Below are 21,541 nucleotides of genomic sequence, written 5' to 3' on the forward strand. Positions count from 1 at the left end.
CATGTCGCCAGCGGGTCGAGACCGCTTTGACCTGCCGCAATTCTAAGCGCTGCGGCAGGTCCTTCGCGTCATTGCATGCCGCCGCCACCGGCGGCGGAGGGCCTCAGTAGGAGAGGAAGGCGCCGGCGAACAGGCCCTCGGCGCGGTCGTCGCCGGCGAGCTTGAAGCGATACTGGGCCATCAGGTCCACATAAGAGTGGGGCGCCTGGTATTCGTCCTCGTTGAACCAGTAGCGCAGGGTCGCGCCGGGGCCGATGCCGAGGGCGAACGGGGTGTCGTAGCCGTTGTCGTAGGCGCCGCCGAGGGCGAGGAACGGCCACAGCACCAGATGATCATTGATGGGATCCAGCCGGAAGGCGTGGCCGTAGCGGACTTCGAAGGTGGCGATCGTCTCCGGCAGCATGGTGTAATAATTGTAGTCGGCATAGATCTGCCAGGCGCGCCAGTTGTCGGGTTGGCCCACCCGCAGTTCGGTGCCCTCACCCTTGGAATAGGCCGCGCGCAGCAGCACGTCCTCTCGCGAGGTGCCCCCGGTGGGGAACAGATAGGACGCCTCCAGCACCAGGTTTTCCGTCTTGAACGGCTTCCAGCGCGCGCCGACGCTGCCCTGGAAGGTGTCGAGCCCGGTGTTGCCGCCATTTTCGGCGTAGAGCGTGGTGAAGCCGCGCACGAACAGCTCGAACAGGGCGCCGTCGCGATAGCCGATGCCCGGCGGGCGCCAGTAGATTTCACCGCCGGCACCAATGGTGTGATAGGCGCTGCCGGTGGGCGGGGCGAGATAGGAGCCGGGGGCGACGCCCACCGCGCCATAGCTCACCGAGGCATAGGCGCCCCAGGTGCGGCTCAGCTCGGCCACCTCCCGCCGCAGGCCGAAGACCTGCTGGGGATCGAGCGGCAGCTTGCCGGACCGGTGCTCGTCGATGGCCGCCTTGAAATAGTCCACCGCGGTGTCGTTGTGATAGGTGCGGCGGGCGTTGTAGGCGGCGTTGATGAGGTTGGTGCCGCGCAGCTGCCACTTGTCGTTGGCCTGCTGGAAGTATTGGAAGGCGATGTCGTCCTCGCCCGCCTGGCTCGCCAGCACCGCCAGATCCACCGTGCGCATGCCACGCAGGTCGCCGCGCTCGTAGGCGGCGAGGAACAGGGCCTTCGCCTCTTCCTTGCGGCCGAGCTGGTTGAGCACGCCGACGCGCGCGGTGAGCATGGCGTTGCGCTGCTGCTGGCCCTGGGCCCGCCGCGCCGCGGTGTCGAAAGCGGCGAGCGCGGCTTCCTTGTCGTCGAGGGCGAGATAGGCGTAGCCGAGGCGCGCCTGCACGTCATAGCTCTGCTCGCCGGCCATGGGCGCCAGGGTGGAGAGGGCGAGCTCGGGATCCTTCACCTGCAGCGCCGCGTCGGCCAGGGCCAGGCGAACGGTGCGGGCTTCGCCCGGCGGCAGCCGGCCGGTGGCGAGCGCGGCGCGATAGTCGCGGATGGCGCCGCCGAACTGGTGCGCCTGCATGCGCAGGTTGCCACGCTGCACCAGCAGGGTGACATCCCGCGGGCGGGCCGCCAGCAACTGGTCGAGCAGGCGCTCGGCCTCGGCGTAACGGCCCTGTGCCATGAGCGCGTTCATGAGCAGCATGCGGTAGCTGCTGTTGTCCGGCTCCGCGTCGATGGCCTTGCGGATCTCGCGCACGGCGGTGGCATAATCGCGCCGGCCGAAGGCAGTGTAGGCGGCGCTGGCGGCGGCATAGCCCGGGCTGGCCGGGTTGAGGCCCGCCCCGCCGGGACCGCCGGGGGCGCCGAAGAACACCGAGCAGATCACCCCGTATTTGGTGGGCTGGCACAGCACGGTAGGCGGAATGAGGCCCGGGCGCTTGCCCGACGGCGTCTTCACCAGCGCCTCCGCGGTGCGCCGGTAGGCCGCCACGTCCTTGTTCTTGGGATCGTCGATGGGCTGCAGGATCTTGAGCGCCTCTTCCGCCGCGCCCTGCGCCAGGGCGGCATTGGCGGCGATGAGGCGATAGTTCACCTCTTCCACATCGGTGAGGATGGTGGAGGCGAGCACCTTGTCGAAATCGGCGGTGGCCTCCTCGCGCTTGCCGAGCTTCTCCAGGAGCCAGGCGTTGAGGATGCGCGGCAGCGGATCGTTCTCGTCCTCCTTGGCGGCGGCGGCGGCCTCGGTCTGGGCATCTTGGAACTGGCCCGAGGACATGAGCGCGCTGACGAGGATGAGGCGGAACTGCATCACCGCCGGGGCCCGCGCCACCGCCTTGCGGGCGAGGGTGACGGCGGTCTTGGGGCGGCCCTGGCTCAGCTCCTTGATGGCCTGGGTGGCATCGGGCTCGGCGAGGCGCTTGTCGGTAACGGCGCGCAGGGCCTCCAGGGAATTGTCATCGCCGGCCTTGGCGACCGCATCGTTGATGGCGGCCTCCAGCTCCTTGAGCTTGCCGGCGCGCTCCAGGGTGTCGATGAGCAGGCGATGCCAGGCGCCGTTCTTGGGATTGAGCTGCAGCGCCTCGCGGATGCGCTTTTCCGCCAGGGCGTCATCGCCCTTGCGATAGGCGGCGAATGCCTCCTGGGCGGCATAGAAGCCGGGGGTGTCGCTGACCCCGCTGCCGGGCGGGGCATCGGCGGGCACCAGCGAGCAGGACGGCCCATAGGGCGTATCCACGCACTTCTGATAGGGCACCGGCAGGGTCTGGTGCGCCTTGGCGGGAATGATCTGCGGATTCTTCTCGGCGGCGCGCGCCACCTGCAGCCGCGCGGTCACCGCCGGATTGTTGCTGTCGGCCAGGGGCTCCAGAATCTTCAGCGCGCGATCCACATGGCCCGCGGCCAGCGCCGCATCGGCAATGACGATGCGGGTGTCGCGCTCGGTGTCGCCAGTGAGGACCTCGTCCTTGAGGGCGTCGTCGAAATCGCGTTCGCCGTCGGCGATCTGGCCGAGCCGCACACGCAGGAAGCCCCGCAGGGTGCGCGGCAGGAAGGAATTGGGATCGACCGCGATGGCGTCGCTGGCCGCCTTTTCCGCCGCCTCGAGCTGCTTCTGCGCGATCAGCGCATAGACCAGCAGCATGCGATAGCTGAGATCATCGGGAACCAGCAGGATGGCCTTGCGCGCCGCCTCGGCGGCGGCGGCCGGGTCGTTGGCCTCCAGCGCCTTGTTGGCGGCGAGGGAGGGCGCCTGGGCGAGCACCTTGCTCTGGGCCCGCAGCCGGGCGCGCAGCGAGGCATCCTTCACGCCGGCGGCGAGCGCCTCGTTGCCGGCGCCCACCGATTCGGCGAGCTTGCCCTCGGCGTCCAGCGCATCCATCAGCAGGATCCACATCTGCGCCGCGTCGGGCCGCAGCCGCAGCACCTCGCGGGCGAGGTAGGCGGCGCGGGCATAATTCTTCTGCTGATAGGCCTGGTAGGCCTGATTGGCGGTGTTCCACGCGGCGCCGGTGAGGGCCGGCGGCACCGGCTCATCGGCCGGCGTGCTGGCGGCGGATGAGGAGCCGGGTGATGGAGGATGTGCCGCGGGTGCCGCCGGCGAAGGCTGGGCGCCCGCCTGCTCGACCGCGCTCAGCGTCAGCGCGCTGACCGTTGCGGCCAACATCAGTCCGAAGGCGAGACGCCTGAGGAGTGTCGTACCCTCCCGGGAGTCCGCGGGAGCGCTAACAGTGTGGAGATGGATCGCGGTCGTCATAGCGCCACTGTGGGCGCGAGTACTTAAATTGCAGTTAACCTTAACAAGTATCCAACTCTTAATTATAAGTAAAAATTCTATGAATACATTTACGCGCTGTTAACGGTTGGCGGCCGGTGAGGCCAGGGCGGGCGGTCATTGTCGCTTCGGTGCAGCCGCTTGCGGCCTCCGCGCGGGGGGGGGGGCGGCGGCACCTGCCGCAAGACAGAGGGGCGCCCCGCCGGGACGCCCCCTCGTCACGTTCGTGCGTCCGTGTGGCGCCGCGGCCACAGCCACCTATTTACGCACGGCGGCCTGCATGCGGTCGCGCCACTGCGGCGCCGACATGATGGAGGAGGCATCCCACTGGTCGGTGGCCTCGGGAGCGGAATGGAACGGGCCTTCGTTGAACTGCCACACCACCACCTGCGGCGGGTTGCGGGCGAAGTCGGGGGCACTGGCGAACTGCAGGAAGGTGACCCAGGGGCCCACGTTGCCGGGGTTCCAGGTCAGCGCCACCGGCCGGTCGAGGGCGTTGGAGAGCTTCTGCGGAAAGCCGAGATACGGCTGCACGAAGCTGTTGCCCACCACGTGCACCGGCGCGGGGGCGGTGTCCACCAGGCTTCCCTTGGCCTCGCTCTGCACCCGGACGGTATAAAGGTCGGGGCCCACCTGCTTCTGCTGGTCGGGGGTGAGGAAGCGTTCGGCCAGATCGCCCAGATGGCGCTGGGTGACCCATTGGCCGAGCTTGTCGCCGGAGCCGGGCGCCCCGGCCAGCTTGACGCCGCTGGCCTTGATGGCGGCGGCCACCGCATCGGCCGAGGCCTCCGCCGCCCAGGCGCTCCAATGGTAATCGGCCCGGTAGAAGCTGACCTGCTTGCCCTTCTCCACGGACTTGATGGCCGGTCGCAGGTCCACCGTGTCGAGACCGTTCTGCTTGAGCTGGGCGAGGATGTAATCGTACTGGCCGCTCACATCCGCCGAGAGCTTCACGCCATCGGGCAGCTTGTCCGCATAGAAGGCGGCCTTCAGCGGCACCACGATGGGAATGAGCGTGATGTTGCGGGCGGCCAGCGCCGTCTGGGCATCCTTGATGAGGCCGATGGTGCGGGCGATGCCGGCCTTGTCGAGCACGGTGAGGCTTTCCCAGCCGGGAAACAGCCAGCCGCCCTTGCCCGAGATGATCGGCTGCGACTGGGCGGCGGCCGGTCCGCTGGCCGCCGTTAGCCCGGTGGTGGCCATGAGCCCGGCGCACAGGCCGAGGGCCGCGCCGCGGATGAGGTCGCGCCGGGACGGTGCGGAACGAAAGATCATTTGTCGTCTCCCAGAAAGGTGCGTTCAGCCGGTGTCAGAGGCTGGGTGAGGACACGCATGGGAAATTCCCAGACCACCAGACGGGTCTGATCAAGAAGGGTCGGTTCACGGGTGAGGATGTCGAGCAGCGCCCCCGCGAAACCCGCCCCGTCCTGGCTGCGCTGGGCCACCTCGCGGTTGAGCGCGCCCTGAAGATAGTCCAGGAACCCCGAATTGCGGGAATAGGACGAGCCCGCCAGCACCACGCTTGGTGCCTCCACATCATCGAGCAGGCCGCCGGAGCGGGTGAAGCGGGTGCTCACCTCGCCTTCCCGATCGGGCTGCGGCCCGGACCACGGCCAGGAGCGGGCGAGGCCCGCGAGGCGCATGAGGTCGCCCACATGGTCCTGGGGCGGGGAGACCACCACCTGCGCCGGCAGGGTTCCGGCGCCGAGCCGGGCCGTCACCGTTTCGGCCACCAGCCGGGCGGCGAAGGCGGCGCCGGTCTGGTTCCAATGGGTGTCGGTGCGCAGGAAGCCGCCGGGGGGCCAGTCGGGGCGGATATCCACCTGCGTGAGGCCGAGACCGGCGCTGTTGCGTGCCCATAGTCCCGGCCGCTGCCGCGCCTGATCGGCAACCCCGAGCCCGCACAGGGTATCGCGGGAGAGATCGGCCTTGTCGGGCACCGGCAGCACCACCAGCGCCACGCCCTTCGCCGCCAGTGCCGCCTGGAGCTTGGCGGCGAGGCGGATGCGATCGGCCAGATGGCGGGGGCCACCGGGAGCCTCCACCAGCTCCTCGGCCAGAAACAGCCAGCCGGCGCAGCCGGCGCGCACCTGCGGCCCGGCATCGCCGAACAGGCGGTAGGAGAGGCCCGACACCAGGGAATCGAGGGCGGGCGTCGTCGGCAGGGCCGCCACCACGGCCTTGTCCACGCGGGCGGTGAGCGAACCGTTCAGCACCCCTTCGAGGCTGGCATCGGCGGCGATCCGCCCGCCCGCCGGTCCGGCCAGGTGGACGGCGACGAAGCCGAGGCCGACCAGCATAAGAGCCAGGAAGACCAGGGTGGCGAGGGTGCGGGCGAGGCCGGGCATGATGGGCTCCCCCTCTAGAACTGGAAATACAGGAACGGCACCACCGTGCGCCCCTGCAGGATCAGCAGCGCGAACAGGAACAGCGGCAGGGCGGTCCAGGCGCGCAGACTATGGCCAGGCTCCGGCGCCGCCGGGTCGATGCGCAGCAGCTTGGGCAGATAGACGAAGCCGATACCCACCATCAGCGCCAGCAGTTCCACTGGCCGCACCGCCGCCGCCATGGCCGGCGACAGGCCGAGGCCGTGGACGCCGGCGAGCCCGGTGAAAATGGTGGCCGCCTCGCTCCAGCTCTGGGCGCGGAACAGCGCCCAGCCCACCATGACGAACGCCAGGGTGAGGATGTGGCTCAGGAGCGGCCCCAGCCGCGGCAGGGTATGGTTGCTCCACACCCGCCCCACCATCAGGCCGAAGCCGTGCCACAGGCCCCAGGCGAGGAAGGTCCAGCTGGCCCCATGCCACAGACCGCCGAGCCCCATGGTGATGATGAGATTGGCGGAGGTGCGGGCGGTGGAGCCCCGGTTGCCGCCCAGGGGAATGTAGAGATAGTCCCGGAGCCAGCTCGACAAGGAGATGTGCCAGCGCCGCCAGAATTCCGCGAGGGAGGTGGACAGGTACGGGTTGTCGAAGTTCTCGGGAAACTTCAACCCCACCATCAGGCCGAGGCCGATGGCCATGGCGCTGTAGCCGCAGAAATCGAAATAGAGCTGCAGCGTGTAGCCGGAGACCGCCAGCACCACGTCGGTGGTGGTGGGATTGGCCAGGGCATAGCCGGCGTCCACCAGCGGCGCGAGGGTATCGGCGATCAGGACCTTCTGGGCGAAGCCGAACATGAAGCGCTCGACCCCGAACATGAATTCGGCGCGCTGGAAGGTGCGCTCCTTCAGCCGCTCGGCCACCCATTTGTAGCGCACCACCGGGCCGGCCACGAGGTGGCCGAACATGGATTGGTAGGTGGCGTAGTTCACGAACGAGGGCTCGGCCGGCACGGTGCGGCGGAAGACGTCCATGGAATAGGAGATGGCGCCGAACACGAAGAAGCTGAGGCCGATGGGCAGCAGCACGTCTTCCCAGCCCCAGACGGAGGCGGTGACCGCCTGGCCGGTGGCCACCAGCATGTTGGCGTATTTGAACCAGACGAGGGAGATGAGCGGCCAGGCGATGCCCGCCAGCAGCGCATTGCGGCGGGCGGGTCCCTCGGCGCGGGCGATCCACAGGCCGGTCAGCCACGACCACACGGCGATGGAGACGATGAGGGGCAGGAAATCGGCCCGCCACCAGGCATAGAACAGCCAGGAAAAGGCCAGGATAGTGAGATTGCGCGCCGCCCCGGGCGTCAGCCCATAGACGATGAGGAAGACCGGCAGGAACAGGAACAGGAAGCTGTCGGAAGCGAAGACCATGGTGAGGTCAGTTGGCCGGGGCGCGGTAGGGTTCGGTCTCGTCGCGCTGGCCAGCCAGCACCGGCGCGCCGCCGGTGGGCACCAGGAACAGGCTGTAATGATCGCCCGCCTTGAGGGGCGGCAGCTTCAGGGCCTCGGTCTTGGTGGCGCCGCAGCTGGCTTCCAGGGTCGCTTCGATGGGATTGATGGAGCGCTGGCGGGTGTCGTGGGTGGCCACCCCCTCGAACACCTTGGGGCCATCCACCACCGTCACCGCCCCGATGCAATCGGGCACCAGATTGTAGAAGCGCAGCTGCGCCTTGAGATCGTTGCGTCCCTCGGTGGAGTCGGGGATCAGGATCAAGCTCTCGTCGGGGGTGATCACCAGGGTCGAGAAGGCGTCGGCCGGCGGTGTCACGGGGCCGTTCACGGGCTTGCCGGCGAGATTGAGGGTGAGCGGAGCCCCGCCCTTGACAATGCGGTAGATGCTGGCGGCCTCGCCGCTGCCGGGCTGCACCGCGCGGGCGTCCGAGCTGAACGAGATGGGAGAGCCCGAGCGGGTGAGGTCCACCACCCGCACGTAAGCGGAGCCGGCCGGCGGCTTCGGCGCATAAAGGCGGGTCAGCTCCTGGGCGCTGGTGGCGTTCGGCCCGGCGACGGCAGCGGTTGCGAGGGCCGCGAGCACGAGGGCGCGGACCCGGCGGGCGCGGCGCTTCAGCCGGTGCCCGGTGCCATCCGCTCGCACCGTCTGCGATCCCCTGATCTTCATGGCCACGCCCTGCTCCGATGTCCCAGCGGATATGGATACCATGAGTGTTAGGGGGGCGGCGGACTCAATGCAACCGACGCCGGCCCCCTTTCATCCGTATGGTTACGGGCGGCGCCGTCAAATCACCAATCGGGGAGCGGTGTTCAGGCGGCTTTCGCCGCCAGCGCCTGGGCCACCCGGGAGGTGGGCGCGCGGCCGAGCGCCGCAGTGATGGCCCGGCCGGCGGCGGCCAAAAGGTCGAGATCCACACCGGTCTCGATGTTCAGGCCGTTCAGCATATAGACCAGGTCCTCGGTGGCGAGATTGCCCGACGCCCCCTTGGCATAAGGGCAGCCGCCGAGGCCCGCCACCGACGCATCCACTGTGGCGATGCCGAGATCGAGGCAGGCCAGCACATTGGCCAGGGCCTGCCCGTAGGTGTCGTGGAAGTGCAACGCGGTGCGGGCGACGCCGATGCGGTCGGCCACCGCGCGGGCCATGGCCTTGGCCTTGTCCGGGGTGCCGACGCCGATGGTGTCGCCGAGGGAGACCTCATAGCAGCCCATGGCGATGAGCGCTTCGGCCACCTCCACCACCTTGGCCACCGGCACCTCGCCCTGGTACGGGCAGCCGAGCACGCAGCTGACATAGCCGCGCACCGCCACCCCATGGGCCCGGGCGAGGTCCAGCACCGGGGCGAAGCGCTCCAGGCTCTCGGCGATGGAGCAATTGATGTTCTTTTGGCTGAACGCCTCGGAGGCGGCGGCGAACACCGCCACCTCGGTGACGCCGGCGGCCAGCGCCAGCTCCAGGCCCTTGAGATTGGGGGTGAGCACCGGATAGCGCACCCCCTCGCGGCGCTGGATGGTGGCGAGCACCTCCGCCGTGTCCGCCATCTGCGGCACCCATTTGGGGGAGACGAACGAGCCGCTCTCGATGGCGGTGAGCCCGGCATCGGCCAGGGCCTCGATCAGCGCCACCTTGGCGGCCAGCGGCACGACGCCCGGCTCATTCTGCAGCCCGTCGCGGGGGCCCATCTCGACGATGCGGACCGAAGTGGGGCGGGCCATTATGCGTCCTCCAGAACCAACAGTTCGGCGCCCTCGTCCACCAGGTCGCCCACGGCGAAATTGAGGGCCTTGATGCGGCCGTCGCGGGGGGCGGCCACCGTGTGTTCCATCTTCATGGCTTCCACCACCACCAGCGGCGCCCCCTTGGCGACGCTCTGGCCGGCTTCCACCGCGATGCGGATGATGGTGCCCGGCATGGGCGCCACCAGCCGGCCGGCGGTGCCGGTGGCGGCCAGGGAGGCGAGGCGCGGATCGATGAATTCCAGCGCGAACTCGCCGCCGCGCACGAACACCGTGAGATGGTTGCCGGTGCGCACCACCCGGGCGCTGAGCTTCACCCCATCGAGCCGGGCGGACAGGGTGCCGGCGTCATCGGCCTCGCCCTCCACCGTCATCGGGCCGCCGGGCAGGTCCAAAGTGAAACCGTTGGGCTTGAAATGGGCGCGCACCACGGTGCGCCCTTCCACGTGCGGATCCTGGAAGGTGAGGTCCACATGGGCGTCGCGGTTGAGCCGCCAGCCGGGGGCGCGGCCCCAGGGGGAGAACGGATCGGCCGCATCCACCGCCTCGGCGGACTGGCGGGCCTCGTCCTTCAGGATGGCGAGGGTGGCGAGGGCCAGCACCGCATCGCCCACCGGCTGGGGCGGGGGCAGCAGATCGGCGGCGTGACGGGCGATGAAATTGGTATCCAGCTCCGCCGCCGCGAACGCGGGATGGGCGGCGATGGCTTTCAGGAACACCCGGTTGGTGGCAAGGCCCACCACCTCGGTGGCGGCCAGCGCCGCCTCGAGCCGGCCCACCGCCTCCGCCCGGTCGGCGCCGGCGACGATGATCTTGGCGATCATCGGATCGTAATGGATGGAGACCGTGTCGCCGGCCCGCACGCCGGTATCGACGCGGGTGCCGGGCACATGGGCGGGCAGCACCAGATGGTCGAGGGTGCCCACCTGGGGCAGGAAGTCCCGCGCCGGGTCCTCCGCATAGAGCCGCACCTCGATGGCGTGGCCGTTGAGCGGAATCTGCTCCTGGGTGAGGGGCAGGGGCGCACCGGCGGCCACCCGCAACTGCCACTCCACCAGATCCTGGCCGGTGATGGCCTCGGTGACCGGATGCTCCACCTGCAGGCGGGTGTTCATCTCCATGAAATAGAAGCCGTCGCCCTCGGCGATGAATTCCACCGTGCCGGCGCCCACATAGCCCACCGCCTTGGCGGCATCCACCGCCGCCTGCCCCATGGCGGCGCGGCGCGCGGCCGTCATGCCGGGGGCGGGGGCTTCTTCCACCACCTTCTGGTGGCGGCGCTGGATGGAACAGTCGCGCTCATAGAGATAGACGGCGTTGCCGTGGGTATCGGCGAACACCTGCACCTCGATATGGCGCGGGGTGGTGAGATATTTCTCCACCAGCACCCGGTCGTCGCCGAACGCGCTCTTGGCCTCGCGCTGGGCGGAGGCGAGCGCCTCCGGAAACTCCTCGGCTGAGCGCACCACCTTCATGCCCTTGCCGCCACCGCCGGCGGAAGCCTTGATGAGCACCGGAAAGCCGATGCGCGCGGCCTCCCGCGCCAGGAGCGCGGGATCCTGGTCTTCCCCATGATAACCGGGCACCAGGGGCACGCCGGCCTTTTCCATCAGCGCCTTGGCGGCGCTCTTGGAGCCCATGGCGCGGATGGCGCTGGCCGGTGGGCCGATGAAGACGAGGCCGGCCTTGGCGCAGGCGTCGGCGAAATCCGCATTCTCGGAGAGGAAGCCGTAGCCGGGATGGATGGCATCCGCCCCGCTCTTCTTGGCGGCGTCGAGAATGGCGTCGATCTTCAGATAGCTCTCGCGGGCCGGGGCGGGGCCGATGGGATAGGCCTCGTCCGCCACCGCCACGTGCAAAGCGTGGGCATCCGCCTGCGAATAGACGGCGACGGTATTGAGGCCCAGGGCCTTGGCGGTGCGCATGACGCGGACCGCAATCTCACCCCGGTTGGCGACGAGAACGGTGCGGATCGGCCGGCTCATGCGCTTTCCCCTTTTCCCCATTGGGCTTTTCGCTTTTCCAGGAAGGCGGTGACGCCCTCCTTGCCGTCGGCGCTGGCGCGGATGTCGGCGATGCGGCGGGCGGTGTCGTCCACCACCGCGTCATCCAGCGGCCGGTCCACGGCGCGGATCAGATCCTTGGTGGCGCTGAGCGCCGCCGGGCTCGCCGCCTTCAGCGCCTTGAGATGGCGGGTTATGGCGGCATCGAGCGCATCCGGCGGCACCACCTCGTGCACCAGGCCCAGCTCCAAAGCGGTGGCGGCGGAGAAGCGCTCGGCGGTGAGGAAATAGCGCCGCGCCTGCCGGGCGCCCATGGCCCGCACCAGATACGGGCTGATGACCGCCGGGATGAGGCCGATCTTCACCTCGGTCACCGCGAATTCCGCTTCCGGCACCGCCACCACGATATCGGAGGCGGCGATGAGCCCGGTGGCGCCGGCGAAGGCCGAGGCGTGCACCCGCACCAGGGTCGGCTTGGGGCACAGGTCGATGGTGCGCATGAGAGCGGCGAGCCGGCTGGCGTCTTCGAGGTTTTCCGCATGGGAATAGCCGGCCATGCGGCGCATCCAATTGAGGTCGGCACCGGCGCAGAAGCTCTTGCCCTCCGCCTTCAGCAGGATGGCCCACACGGCGGGATCGGCGCTGGCCTCGGCATAGGCGGTGGTGAGGGCGGCGATGACCGTGTCGTCGAAGGCGTTGTGCACCTCCGGCCGGTTGAGGGTGAGGATGCGAACGCCGTCCTCGGTGGTGGTGAGAAGGCTCATGCGGTCCTCGGTCGAGGTGAGGAGGCTCATGGGATCCTCATTGAAATGGAGGCCGCTGTCCGCGGGCGCCGGTCCATTCCCTCTCCCGCTTGCGGGGGAGGGCCAGGGAGGGGGCGGACGGCGGCGGCCGGTGAGCGGCGGTGGGGCCTGTGGGCGAAGCCGGACGTGCAGGCGACGGATGCCGCGCGGGTGGCGGTCGCCCGTTCCCCCTCCCCAACCCTCCCCCGCAAGCGGGAGAGGGGGCGTGTCGCATGAGCGTTGAGGGCCATCACATGCGGAACACGCCGAAGCGCGTCTCCTGCTCGGGGGCGTTCAAGGCGGCGGAAAGGGCCAGCGCCAGCACCATGCGGGTGTCGGCGGGGTCGATCACCCCGTCATCCCACAGCCGGGCGGAGGAATAATAGGGATGGCCCTGGCGCTCATACTGGGCGCGGATGGGGGCCTTGAAGCCCTCTTCCTCCTCACCGGTCCATTTGCCGCCGCGGGCCTCGATGCCGTCGCGCTTCACCTGGGCCAGCACATTGGCCGCCTGCTCGCCGCCCATCACCGAAATGCGGGCATTGGGCCACATCCACAAAAAGCGCGGATCGAAGGCGCGCCCGCACATGCCGTAATTGCCGGCGCCGAAGGAATTGCCGATCACCACGGTGAATTTCGGCACATTGGCGCACGACACGGCGGTGACGAACTTGGCGCCATCCTTGGCGATGCCGCCGCTCTCATATTTTCGGCCCACCATGAAGCCGGTGATGTTCTGCAGGAAGACGAGGGGAATGTTGCGCTGCGCGCACAATTCCACGAAATGCGCGCCCTTGAGCGCGCTTTCCGAGAACAGGATGCCGTTGTTGGCGACGATGCCCACCGGATAGCCGAAGATGCGGGCAAAGCCGGTCACCAGCGTTTGGCCATAGAGCGGCTTGAACTCGTCGAACTCGGAGCCGTCCACCATGCGGGCGATGATCTGGCGCACATCGAACGGCTGCTTGGGATCGGCCGAGACGATACCGTAGATCTCCTTCGCGTCATAGAGCGGGGCGCGCGGCTCGGCGATGTCGAGGCTGTGGGCCTTGGTGCGGTTGAGATCGGCGACGATGGACCGGGCGATGCCCAGCGCATGGGCGTCGTTCTCCGCCATGTGGTCGGCGACACCGGAGGTGCGGGTGTGCACGTCCGCCCCACCCAGTTCCTCGGCGGTGACCACCTCGCCGGTGGCGGCCTTCACCAGCGGTGGGCCGCCGAGGAAGATGGTGGCCTGGTTCTTCACCATGATGGACTGGTCGGCCATGGCCGGCACATAGGCGCCGCCGGCGGTGCACGAGCCCATCACCACCGCGATCTGCGGGATACCTTCGGCCGACATGTTGGCCTGGTTGAAGAAGATGCGGCCGAAATGCTCGCGATCGGGAAAGACCTCGTCCTGATTGGGCAGGTTGGCGCCGCCGGAATCCACCAGATAGATGCAGGGCAGGTGGTTTTCCCGGGCGATGGTCTGGGCCCTGAGGTGCTTCTTCACGGTGACGGGGTAATAGGTGCCGCCCTTCACCGTGGCATCATTGGCGACGATGACGCATTCGCGGCCCGACACGCGGCCGATGCCGGTGATGATGCCGGCCGCCGGCACCTCGTTCTCATACATGCCGAAGGCGGCGAGCTGGGAGAGCTCCAGGAACGGCGAGCCGGTGTCGAGCAGGGTGCGGATGCGGTCGCGCGGGAGCAGCTTGCCGCGCTTCAGGTGCCGCTCGCGGGCGACCTCGCCGCCACCTTCGGAGACGGTCTCGACCTTGGCGCGCAGATCGGCGACCGACTGCTCCAAAGCCTCCTTGTTGCGGCGGAAGGTGTCGGAGCGGCGGTCCACCGCATCCTCGATGATCGCCATGAGCGGCCTCACGTCCGGGCAGATGCCCTTGTCAGGGGTGCCCTTGCCAGGTGGGAGAGGACGACGCGCGGCGTCACCGGTGCCGATGGCACCGGGCACCCCCGGACAGGCCGGTGGGCGGGTGGCGTACGAGCGTGTCCTCCGTGCCGATCACGGTCGGCTTGGAAACGATCGTACGTTTTTTTCCGGCAGGTGCAAGAGGTTTTCGGCGCGGGATGAAGGGCGCGCGACGGCGGGCCCTGTCAGGCCATCAGGCGCCGGCGGCGGTCCTCTTCGCCGTGGCCTTGCCGGTCGTTTTGGTCTTGGCCTTGGGGGTGCGGGCCGCCGGGCTGGTGGCCATCGACGCCTTGGCCTCCAGCGGCAGCGGCGCGGCGACGGCCTCTTCCGCCCCCGTGACACCGCCCACCACCAGGCCGGTATAGATGCCGATAAGATCCTCCTGGCTCAGCCGGCCGCCGGGGCGGTACCACATGCAGATGCCGGTGAGCATGGAGATGATGGCGTAGGTGGCGACCTTCGGCTCGCGCACCTCGAACACGCCCGCCTCCGCGCCGCGGCGCAGGGTGTCTTCCAGCAGGCCTTCATAGCGGCGGCGCTGGGCGATGATGGTGGCGCGGTGCTCGTCCTCCAGGGAGCGGATCTCCATGTTGGCGATGAACACATGGGCCATGCGCGTCATGTGGTAGCGCAAATGGAAGGCGGCGAAGGCCTTCAGCCGCGCCAGCGGATCGGCCACCCCGGCGAGGTCCGCCTCGGCCTTGGAGATCAGATCCTCCATATGCTCGCGGACAATGTCGAACAGGAGGTTCTGCTTGTTCTCGAAATATTTGTAGAGCGAGCCGGATTGCAGGCCCACCTCCGCTGCCAGCTGCCGCAGGCTCATGGCCTCGTAGCCGTGCTTGTAGATGAGCTTCACCCCCGCCTGGCGGATCGCCTCGGCGGTGCGGGTGCCGTTGGAACCGATGGTGCGCGCCATGGCCTTCTGAACTGTTGGGGCCCGGCAACCGGGCCGGCCGCGCGACTCACGCGAATGCGCGCGCCGCGCTGGATGGAGAGGTGCTAAACTGTGCGGCCCGCAGCCGGGATGCAAGGTGATCCTCGCAAGATCACCCTTGCAAGATCATCCCGGCAGCGCCGCCAACATCATCCTGCGACATGAAATGCCGCTTGACCAGAATAAAAAAGAACGCTTGATTGTTTCCTGAGACCTGACGTTACGATCGGGCAAGGGCGCCACGCCAACCGCCGGGCAAAGCACCGCGTGGGGGCGCCGACAAAACGGGGGAGGGGGCAGCGCCTCATTCTCCCGGCACATGAGGGAGGATGGGCTTGAGCACCACATCCGTGGTTCCGCAGGCAGCTGCGGACGTGCGCGCGCTGTTGAGCGTGGAAAACATCTCCTTGCGCTTCGGCGGCCTCAAGGCCCTGACCGACGTGAGCTTCCATGTGAAGCCCGGAGAATTATTCTCCATCATCGGCCCCAACGGCGCCGGCAAAACCTCTATGCTGAACTGCATTTCCGGGCGCTATACCCCCAGCGAAGGCATCGTGCGGTTCGAGGGGGAGAATATCACCAAGGTGAAGCCGAACCGGCGCGCCGCCATCGGCATCGGCCGCACCTTCCAGAACCTGGCGCTGTTCAGCCACATGAGCGTGCTCGACAACATCATGGTCGGCCGCCATCACCTTCTGAAGAACAACTTGTTCAATGGCGCCCTCTATTGGATCGGTGGCGCCCAGAAGGAAGAGCTGGAGCATCGCCGCAAGGTGGAGGAGGTGATCGACTTCCTCGACATCCAGCATGTGCGCAAGGCCACCGCCGGCACCCTCTCCTATGGCCTGCGCAAGCGGGTGGAGCTCGCCCGCGCGGTCGCCCTCGAACCCAAATTGATCCTGCTCGACGAGCCCATGGCCGGCATGAACCTCGAAGAGAAGGAGGACATGGCCCGCTACATCGTCGATCTCAACGAGGAATGGGGCATGACCATCATCATGATCGAGCACGACATGGGGGTGGTGATGGACATTTCCCACCGGGTGATGGTGCTGGATTTCGGCAAGAAGCTGGTGGAGGGCGAGCCCGCCGCCGTGCTGGCCGATCCCCATGTGCGCAAGGCCTATCTCGGCGAGGAAGACCCGCTGCTCGAAGACGAGCAGGCCCTGACTGCTCTGTCCGCGTGAGGCCCGCCATGAGCGCTGCTGTTTCCGCCGCCCACGATTGGCCGGACGTGACCGTTCACGACACCTTCCCCAAGCTGCTGCGCCTGCACGCGGCCCAGCATCCCGACGACATCTGGCTGCGGGAAAAGGATCTCGGCATCTGGATTTCCCATACCTGGCGGCAGGTGGCCGGCCGGGTAGCGGCCATCACCCTCGGCCTCGAAAGCCTCGGCGTCGCCCGCGGCGACGTGGTGGCCCTTCTGGGCGACAACCGCCCCGAATGGCTGATGGGGGAGATCTCCGCCCATGCGCTGGGTGGCATGAGCCTTGGCATCTATCGCGATGCGCTGGCCGATGAGGTGGCTTATCTCATCACCTATGCCGACGTGGCGGTGGTGTTCGCCGAGGACGAGGAGCAGGTGGATAAGCTGCTCGCCCTGGAGGACCGGATCCCCACGGTGCGCCACATCGTCTATGCGGACCCGCGCGGCATCCGCAAATATGACGATCCACGCCTGATCTCCCTGAAGGATCTGGAGGCGCGGGGCACCGCGGTGGCGGCCGGGGAGCCGGCCCGCTTCGATGCGCTGGTGGATGCCGGCTCCGGCGCCGACGTGGCGATCTTGTGCACCACCTCCGGCACCACTTCTCATCCCAAGCTCGCCATGCTCTCCGCCGGCTCGCTCTTGAAGCATTGCCGGGCCTATCTCGACATGGATCCGCGCGGCCCCGCCGACGAATACGTCAGCGTGCTGCAGATGCCGTGGATCATGGAGCAGATCTACGCGTTCGGTCAGGCGCTCATCTCCCGCATGAAGGTGAACTTCGTGGAGGAGCAGGAGACGATGATGGCCGACATGCGGGAAATCGGCCCCTCCTTCGTGCTGTTCGCGCCCCGGGTGTGGGAGCAGATCGCCGCTGACGTGCGCTCGCGCATGATGGATTCCTCGCCCTTCAAGCAGGCGATGTTCCGGCTCGGCATGACCCTGGGCCTCAAGGCCTTGAACGAGGGCAAGCATTCGGCGCTGGCGGACTTCATCCTGTTTCGCGCGCTGCGCGACCGGCTGGGCTTTTCGCATCTGAAGTCGGCGGCCACCGGCGGGGCGGCGTTGGGGCCGGACACCTTCCGCTTCTTCCTGGCGCTCGGCGTGCCCATGCGCCAGCTCTATGGCCAGACCGAGACCCTCGGCGCCTATACCCTGCACCGTGCCGACGACGTGGATTTCGACACGGTGGGCGTGCCGTTCGAGGGGGTGGAGATCCGCATCGACGATCCCGACCCCAACGGTTTGGGCGAGGTGGTGACGCGCCATTCCAACATGTTCACCGGCTATTTCCGCAACGAGGACGAAACCGAGAAGTCGTTCTCCGCGGGCGGCTGGATGCGCACGGGCGATGCCGGCTTCTTCAACAAGAAGGGCCACCTCGTGGTCATCGACCGCGTGCGCGACATGGCGAAGACCGCCCATGGCGACCGCTTCTCTCCCCAATATATCGAGAACAAATTGAAGTTCTCGCCTTATGTGGCCGAGGCGGTGGTTCTGGGCGATGGCCGCGACAGTCTTGCGGCGCTCATCTGCATTCGCTTCTCCATCGTCTCCAAATGGGCGGAGAAGAACCGCATCGCCTTCACCACCTATACGGATCTTTCCGCCAAGCCTGAAGTCATCGCGCTGCTGCGAAAAGAGGTGGAGGAGGTGAACAAGACGCTGGCGGAAAAGCAGCGCATCGGCCGCTTCCTGCTGCTCTACAAGGAGCTGGACGCCGACGATGGCGAATTGACCCGCACCCGCAAGGTGCGCCGCGGCGTCATCAACGAGCGCTACGGCTCCATCATCGATGCCATGTATGCGGGCGAACAGGTGATCGACGTGGACACCACCATCACCTTCCAGGACGGCACCAAGCAGCGGGTGAAGACCACCCTCGACGTCATCGACCTCGGCGGCCCCGCCGCCGGCGGCGCGCGGAGGGCGGCGTGATGACTGCGCTCCTTCACCTGAGCCGCGCCGCTCCCTCTCCCGCCTGCGGGGGAGGGCTGGGGAGGGGGAAGGCGCCCTTCCGTCACGTCTCCACCGTCGGCGCCTGCCGCCGCCATCCGTTCCCCCTCCCAACCCTTCCCCGCAGGCGGGAGAGGGCTCTGGCGGAGTGTGTGTGATGCAATCCCAGCTTCTGCTTCAGCTCATCATCAACGGGCTCATCATCGGCACGCTCTATGGCGTGGTGGGCATGTGTTTCGTGCTCATCTACAAGGCCAGCCAGGTGGTGAACTTCGCCCAGGGCGAATTTCTGCTGATCGGCGCCTGGACCTGCTGGTGGCTGCTCACCGCCTGGGACATCCCTTTCTTCTGGGGCTTCCTCATCGCCGTGTGCTTCATGATGGTGTTCGGCATCGCCGTGCAGATGATCATTCTGCGCCCGCTCATCGGCGAGCCGATCATCTCGGTGATCATGGTCACCATCGGCATGTCCATCTTCTTCCAGGCGCTGATGAAGTGGATGTTCGGCACCTTCGCCCAGCCGTTCCCGCCCATCTTCCCGGTGGAGAAGGTGGATGTGCTGGGGCTGCAGGTGCAGACCGCCTATCTCATGTCCACCGGCGTCAGCCTCGCGATTATGGCCGGCTTCGCCTGGTTCTTTAAGTATTCGAAGATGGGCCTCGCCATGCGGGCCACCGCCTTTTCCCAACAGGTGGCGCAGTCGCTCGGCATCTCGGTGCGCCAGGTGTTCGCCTTGTCCTGGGGCATTTCGGCGGCGGTGTCGGCGGTGGCCGGCGTGGTGGTGGGCATCGTCAACGGCGTGTCCTCGGCGCTCTCCTACTTCGGCATCAAGGTGTTCCCGGCGGTCATCCTCGGCGGCCTCGACAGCATCTTCGGCGCGGTGGTGGGCGGGCTCATCGTCGGCCTTCTGGAAAACCTCGGCCAATACGTGGACAGCCAGTATCTGAAGTGGGGCAACCTTTACGAGGTCATCCCTTTCTACGCCCTCATCATCATTCTCATGATCAAGCCTTACGGCCTGTTCGGCACCCGCGACATCGAGAGGGTTTGATCCCATGGCCATCGACACCATGCGTCCGTGCGGCGATTACCGCACCAGCTACAAGGCCGACCAGACCATCTTCGCCACGCGGCTCACCTTGCTGTTCTGCATCGGTGCCGTGGTGCTGCTGTGCTTCGCGCCCTTCTTCATGTCGCGCTATGCGCTGAGCCTCCTGATCCAGATCGGCTATCTCGGCATCGCCGCTTTGGGGCTCAACATCCTGGTCGGGTTCTCGGGGCAGATCTCCATCGGCCATGCGGTGTTCTTCGGCTTCGGCGGCTTCGCCTCGGCCTATCTCGCCGACAAGGGGGTGCCGGTGCCCCTCGCCATCGTGCTGGCGGGGCTGTGGACCACGGTGGTGGGCCTCATCTTCGGCCTGCCGGCGGCACGGGTGAAGGGGCTCTACCTCGCCATCGCGACGCTGGCCGCCCAGTTCATCCTGCAGGATTTCTTCGTGCGGGCGGAGTGGTTCACCGGCGGCACCCACGGCGCCATCGCCGCGCCCTTCACCTTGTTCGGCTATGACCTCTCGGGAGACGACAAATACTTCTACGTGGTGCTGTTCTTCGTGGTCATCATGTATCTCGGCGCCACCAACCTCATGCGCACCCGGGACGGGCGGGCGCTGATCGCGGTGCGTGATCACTATCTCTCCGCCGAGATGATGGGCGTGAACCTGGCCAAGTATCGCACCATGGCGTTCGGCATCTCGTCTTTCTATGCCGGCATCGGCGGCGCGCTTTATGCCCATTATGTGGGGTTCATGTCGGTGGAGGGATTGGACATCCTGTTCTCGATCCAGTTCCTCGGCATGATCATCATCGGCGGCCTCGGCTCCATCATGGGCACGCTCATGGGCACCATCTTCATGGTGCTGCTGCCGGAGGCCACCGGCTGGGTGGCGGGGGCGCTGTCGGGCAGCGTCATCGATCAGGTGCTGCACCTGAAGGATGGCATCAGCTACCTGCGCGAGATGCTGATCGGCGCCGCCATCATCCTGTTCCTGATGTTCGAGCCCGATGGCCTCGCCCACCGCTGGCGCCAGATCAAGGCTTATTGGAAACTCTATCCGTTCTCGTTCTGAGTGTGACATCCCAAGCAAAAGACGGCGAACCGCCGCTTCGAGGAAACGCCAAGGAGACGATGATGCAGAAAAAGACCGCCGCCGCCCTCACCCTGGTGTCGACGCTGGCGCTGGCCAGCGCGGCGCCCGCCCTGGCCCAGCAGATCAACATCGGCCATCTGGCCGACTATTCCGGCGGCACCTCGGACGTGGGCCAGCCCTACGGCCAGGCGATCCAGGACACCATCGCCTGGATCAACGCCAATGGCGGGGTGAACGGCAAGACCATCAATTCCGACTTCAACGAATATGGCTACCAGGTGCCCCGGGCGCTCGCCGCCTTCAAGAAGTGGGTGGGCTCCGACAAGGTGGTGGCGATCCAGGGCTGGGGCACCGCCGATACCGAGGCCCTGGTGGGCATGGTGACCAAGGAGCAGATTCCCTATTATTCTGGCTCCTATTCCGCCTCCCTCACCGATCCGTCGGGCAAGGCGAACGAGCATTCCACCCGCTCCGCGCCGTTCAATTTCTTCTATGGCCCGTCCTATTCGGACGCCGCCCGCGCCATGGTGAAGTGGGCCGCCGACGACTGGAAGGCCAAGGGCAAGCCCGGCAAGCCCAAGTGGGTGCACATGGGCGCCAACCACCCCTATCCCAACTCGCCCAAGGCGGCGGCGGAAGCCTATGCCAAGGAACTGGGCTTCGAGGTGCTCGACCCCATCACCTTCGCCCTCACCCCCGGCGATTACACGCCCCAGTGCCTGACGCTGAAGCAGTCGGGCGCCAATTACGCCTATCTCGGCAACACCGCCGGCTCCAACATCTCGGTGCTCAAGGCCTGCAAGACCGCCGGCGTGGACGTGCAGTTCCTGGGCAATGTGTGGGGCATGGACGAGAACGCCATGAAGGCCGCCGGCGAGGCCGCCAACGGCGTGGTGTTCCCGGTGCGCACGGCGGTCACCTGGTCCGGCGATGCGCCGGGGCTCGCCACCGCCCGCGAGATCTCCAAGATCTCCGATCCCTCCGGCAACACCTATCGCCCGGTGCACTATCTCACCGCCATCTGCACCGCCCTCTACATGAAGGAAGCCATGGAGTGGGCGGACAAGAACGGCGGCGTCACCGGCGTGAAGATCCGCGACGGCATGTATCAGAAGAAGGACTGGGTGCCGAAGGGCATGGAAGGCGTGTGCGTGCCCTCCACCTGGACCGCCACCGATCATCGTCCCACCACCACCGTGGAGCTCTATCGCGCCGTGGTGAATGGCCCGACCGATGCCTCGGTGACCGAGCTCATCAAGAACGGCACCATCAAGCTTGAGAAGGTCACCACGGTCGATCTGCCGCGCAAGACCGAGCTGCAGGGCTGGTGAGTCCCCCCT

15 protein-coding genes are annotated in these 21,541 nt (G+C 67.5%); 5 read left to right on the forward strand and 10 right to left on the reverse strand.

Features of this window, described 5'->3' with window-relative positions; all coding sequences use genetic code 11:
• Nucleotides 1-103: 103 nt before the first annotated feature.
• From ACU4E7_RS07310 to ACU4E7_RS07355, 10 genes are all read right to left on the reverse strand, one after another.
• Nucleotides 104-3,577 (reverse strand): NfrA family protein, encoded by a 3,474-nt coding sequence (locus ACU4E7_RS07310; RefSeq protein WP_447021123.1) that lies wholly within the window; start codon nucleotides 3,575-3,577, stop codon nucleotides 104-106.
• A 366-nt stretch (nucleotides 3,578-3,943) separates the two neighbouring features.
• The gene (locus ACU4E7_RS07315) at nucleotides 3,944-4,960 is read right to left on the reverse strand and encodes an alginate O-acetyltransferase AlgX-related protein (protein WP_447021124.1); all 1,017 of its coding nucleotides are present in this window, start codon (nucleotides 4,958-4,960) and stop codon (nucleotides 3,944-3,946) included.
• The gene (locus ACU4E7_RS07320; protein WP_238122363.1) at nucleotides 4,957-6,033 is read right to left on the reverse strand and encodes an alginate O-acetyltransferase AlgX-related protein; all 1,077 of its coding nucleotides are present in this window, start codon (nucleotides 6,031-6,033) and stop codon (nucleotides 4,957-4,959) included. Before ACU4E7_RS07320 ends, ACU4E7_RS07315 begins: the two co-directional genes overlap by 4 nt.
• A 14-nt stretch (nucleotides 6,034-6,047) precedes the next feature.
• On the reverse strand, nucleotides 6,048-7,433 hold the full coding sequence (locus tag ACU4E7_RS07325) for an MBOAT family O-acyltransferase (protein WP_447021125.1): 1,386 nt from the start codon (nucleotides 7,431-7,433) through the stop codon (nucleotides 6,048-6,050).
• Nucleotides 7,434-7,440: 7 nt separating this feature from the next.
• Complete coding sequence (locus ACU4E7_RS07330; protein ID WP_447021601.1) at nucleotides 7,441-8,181, reverse strand: alginate O-acetyltransferase AlgF; 741 nt, start codon at nucleotides 8,179-8,181, stop codon at nucleotides 7,441-7,443.
• A gap of 143 nt (nucleotides 8,182-8,324) precedes the next feature.
• Nucleotides 8,325-9,230, reverse strand: coding sequence for a hydroxymethylglutaryl-CoA lyase (locus ACU4E7_RS07335; protein ID WP_238122360.1), 906 nt, complete (start codon nucleotides 9,228-9,230; stop codon nucleotides 8,325-8,327).
• A complete protein-coding gene (locus ACU4E7_RS07340) occupies nucleotides 9,230-11,236 on the reverse strand; it encodes an acetyl/propionyl/methylcrotonyl-CoA carboxylase subunit alpha (protein ID WP_447021126.1) in 2,007 nt (668 codons plus the stop codon). The genes ACU4E7_RS07335 and ACU4E7_RS07340 overlap by 1 nt, the downstream gene beginning before the upstream one ends.
• Entirely contained in the window at nucleotides 11,233-12,048 is an 816-nt protein-coding gene (locus tag ACU4E7_RS07345; protein WP_447021127.1) for an enoyl-CoA hydratase/isomerase family protein, read from the reverse strand. Before ACU4E7_RS07345 ends, ACU4E7_RS07340 begins: the two co-directional genes overlap by 4 nt.
• Before the next feature lie 238 nt (nucleotides 12,049-12,286).
• Entirely contained in the window at nucleotides 12,287-13,894 is a 1,608-nt protein-coding gene (locus ACU4E7_RS07350; RefSeq protein WP_238122357.1) for a carboxyl transferase domain-containing protein, read from the reverse strand.
• Between the two features lie 250 nt (nucleotides 13,895-14,144).
• Nucleotides 14,145-14,870: a TetR/AcrR family transcriptional regulator gene (locus ACU4E7_RS07355; protein ID WP_238122356.1), complete on the reverse strand. Its 726-nt coding sequence runs from the start codon at nucleotides 14,868-14,870 to the stop codon at nucleotides 14,145-14,147.
• A 347-nt stretch (nucleotides 14,871-15,217) separates the two neighbouring features.
• On the opposite strand from ACU4E7_RS07355, the gene ACU4E7_RS07360 reads away from it, so the two are divergent.
• The 5 genes from ACU4E7_RS07360 (at nucleotide 15,218) to ACU4E7_RS07380 (ending at nucleotide 21,532) form a co-directional block, all read left to right on the forward strand.
• Nucleotides 15,218-16,075: an ABC transporter ATP-binding protein gene (locus ACU4E7_RS07360; RefSeq protein WP_443267170.1), complete on the forward strand. Its 858-nt coding sequence runs from the start codon at nucleotides 15,218-15,220 to the stop codon at nucleotides 16,073-16,075.
• Nucleotides 16,076-16,083: 8 nt separating this feature from the next.
• Complete coding sequence (locus ACU4E7_RS07365) at nucleotides 16,084-18,036, forward strand: AMP-binding protein (protein WP_447021128.1); 1,953 nt, start codon at nucleotides 16,084-16,086, stop codon at nucleotides 18,034-18,036.
• 175 nt (nucleotides 18,037-18,211) lie between these two features.
• On the forward strand, nucleotides 18,212-19,105 hold the full coding sequence (locus ACU4E7_RS07370; RefSeq protein WP_238122354.1) for a branched-chain amino acid ABC transporter permease: 894 nt from the start codon (nucleotides 18,212-18,214) through the stop codon (nucleotides 19,103-19,105).
• 4 nt (nucleotides 19,106-19,109) lie between these two features.
• Complete coding sequence (locus ACU4E7_RS07375; protein WP_238122353.1) at nucleotides 19,110-20,180, forward strand: branched-chain amino acid ABC transporter permease; 1,071 nt, start codon at nucleotides 19,110-19,112, stop codon at nucleotides 20,178-20,180.
• 62 nt (nucleotides 20,181-20,242) lie between these two features.
• Nucleotides 20,243-21,532, forward strand: a complete 1,290-nt coding sequence (locus ACU4E7_RS07380; protein ID WP_238122464.1) for an ABC transporter substrate-binding protein — start codon at nucleotides 20,243-20,245, stop codon at nucleotides 21,530-21,532.
• Nucleotides 21,533-21,541: the final 9 nt, after the last annotated feature.

The sequence above is a fragment of the Xanthobacter sp. ZOL 2024 genome, assembly GCF_052932325.1.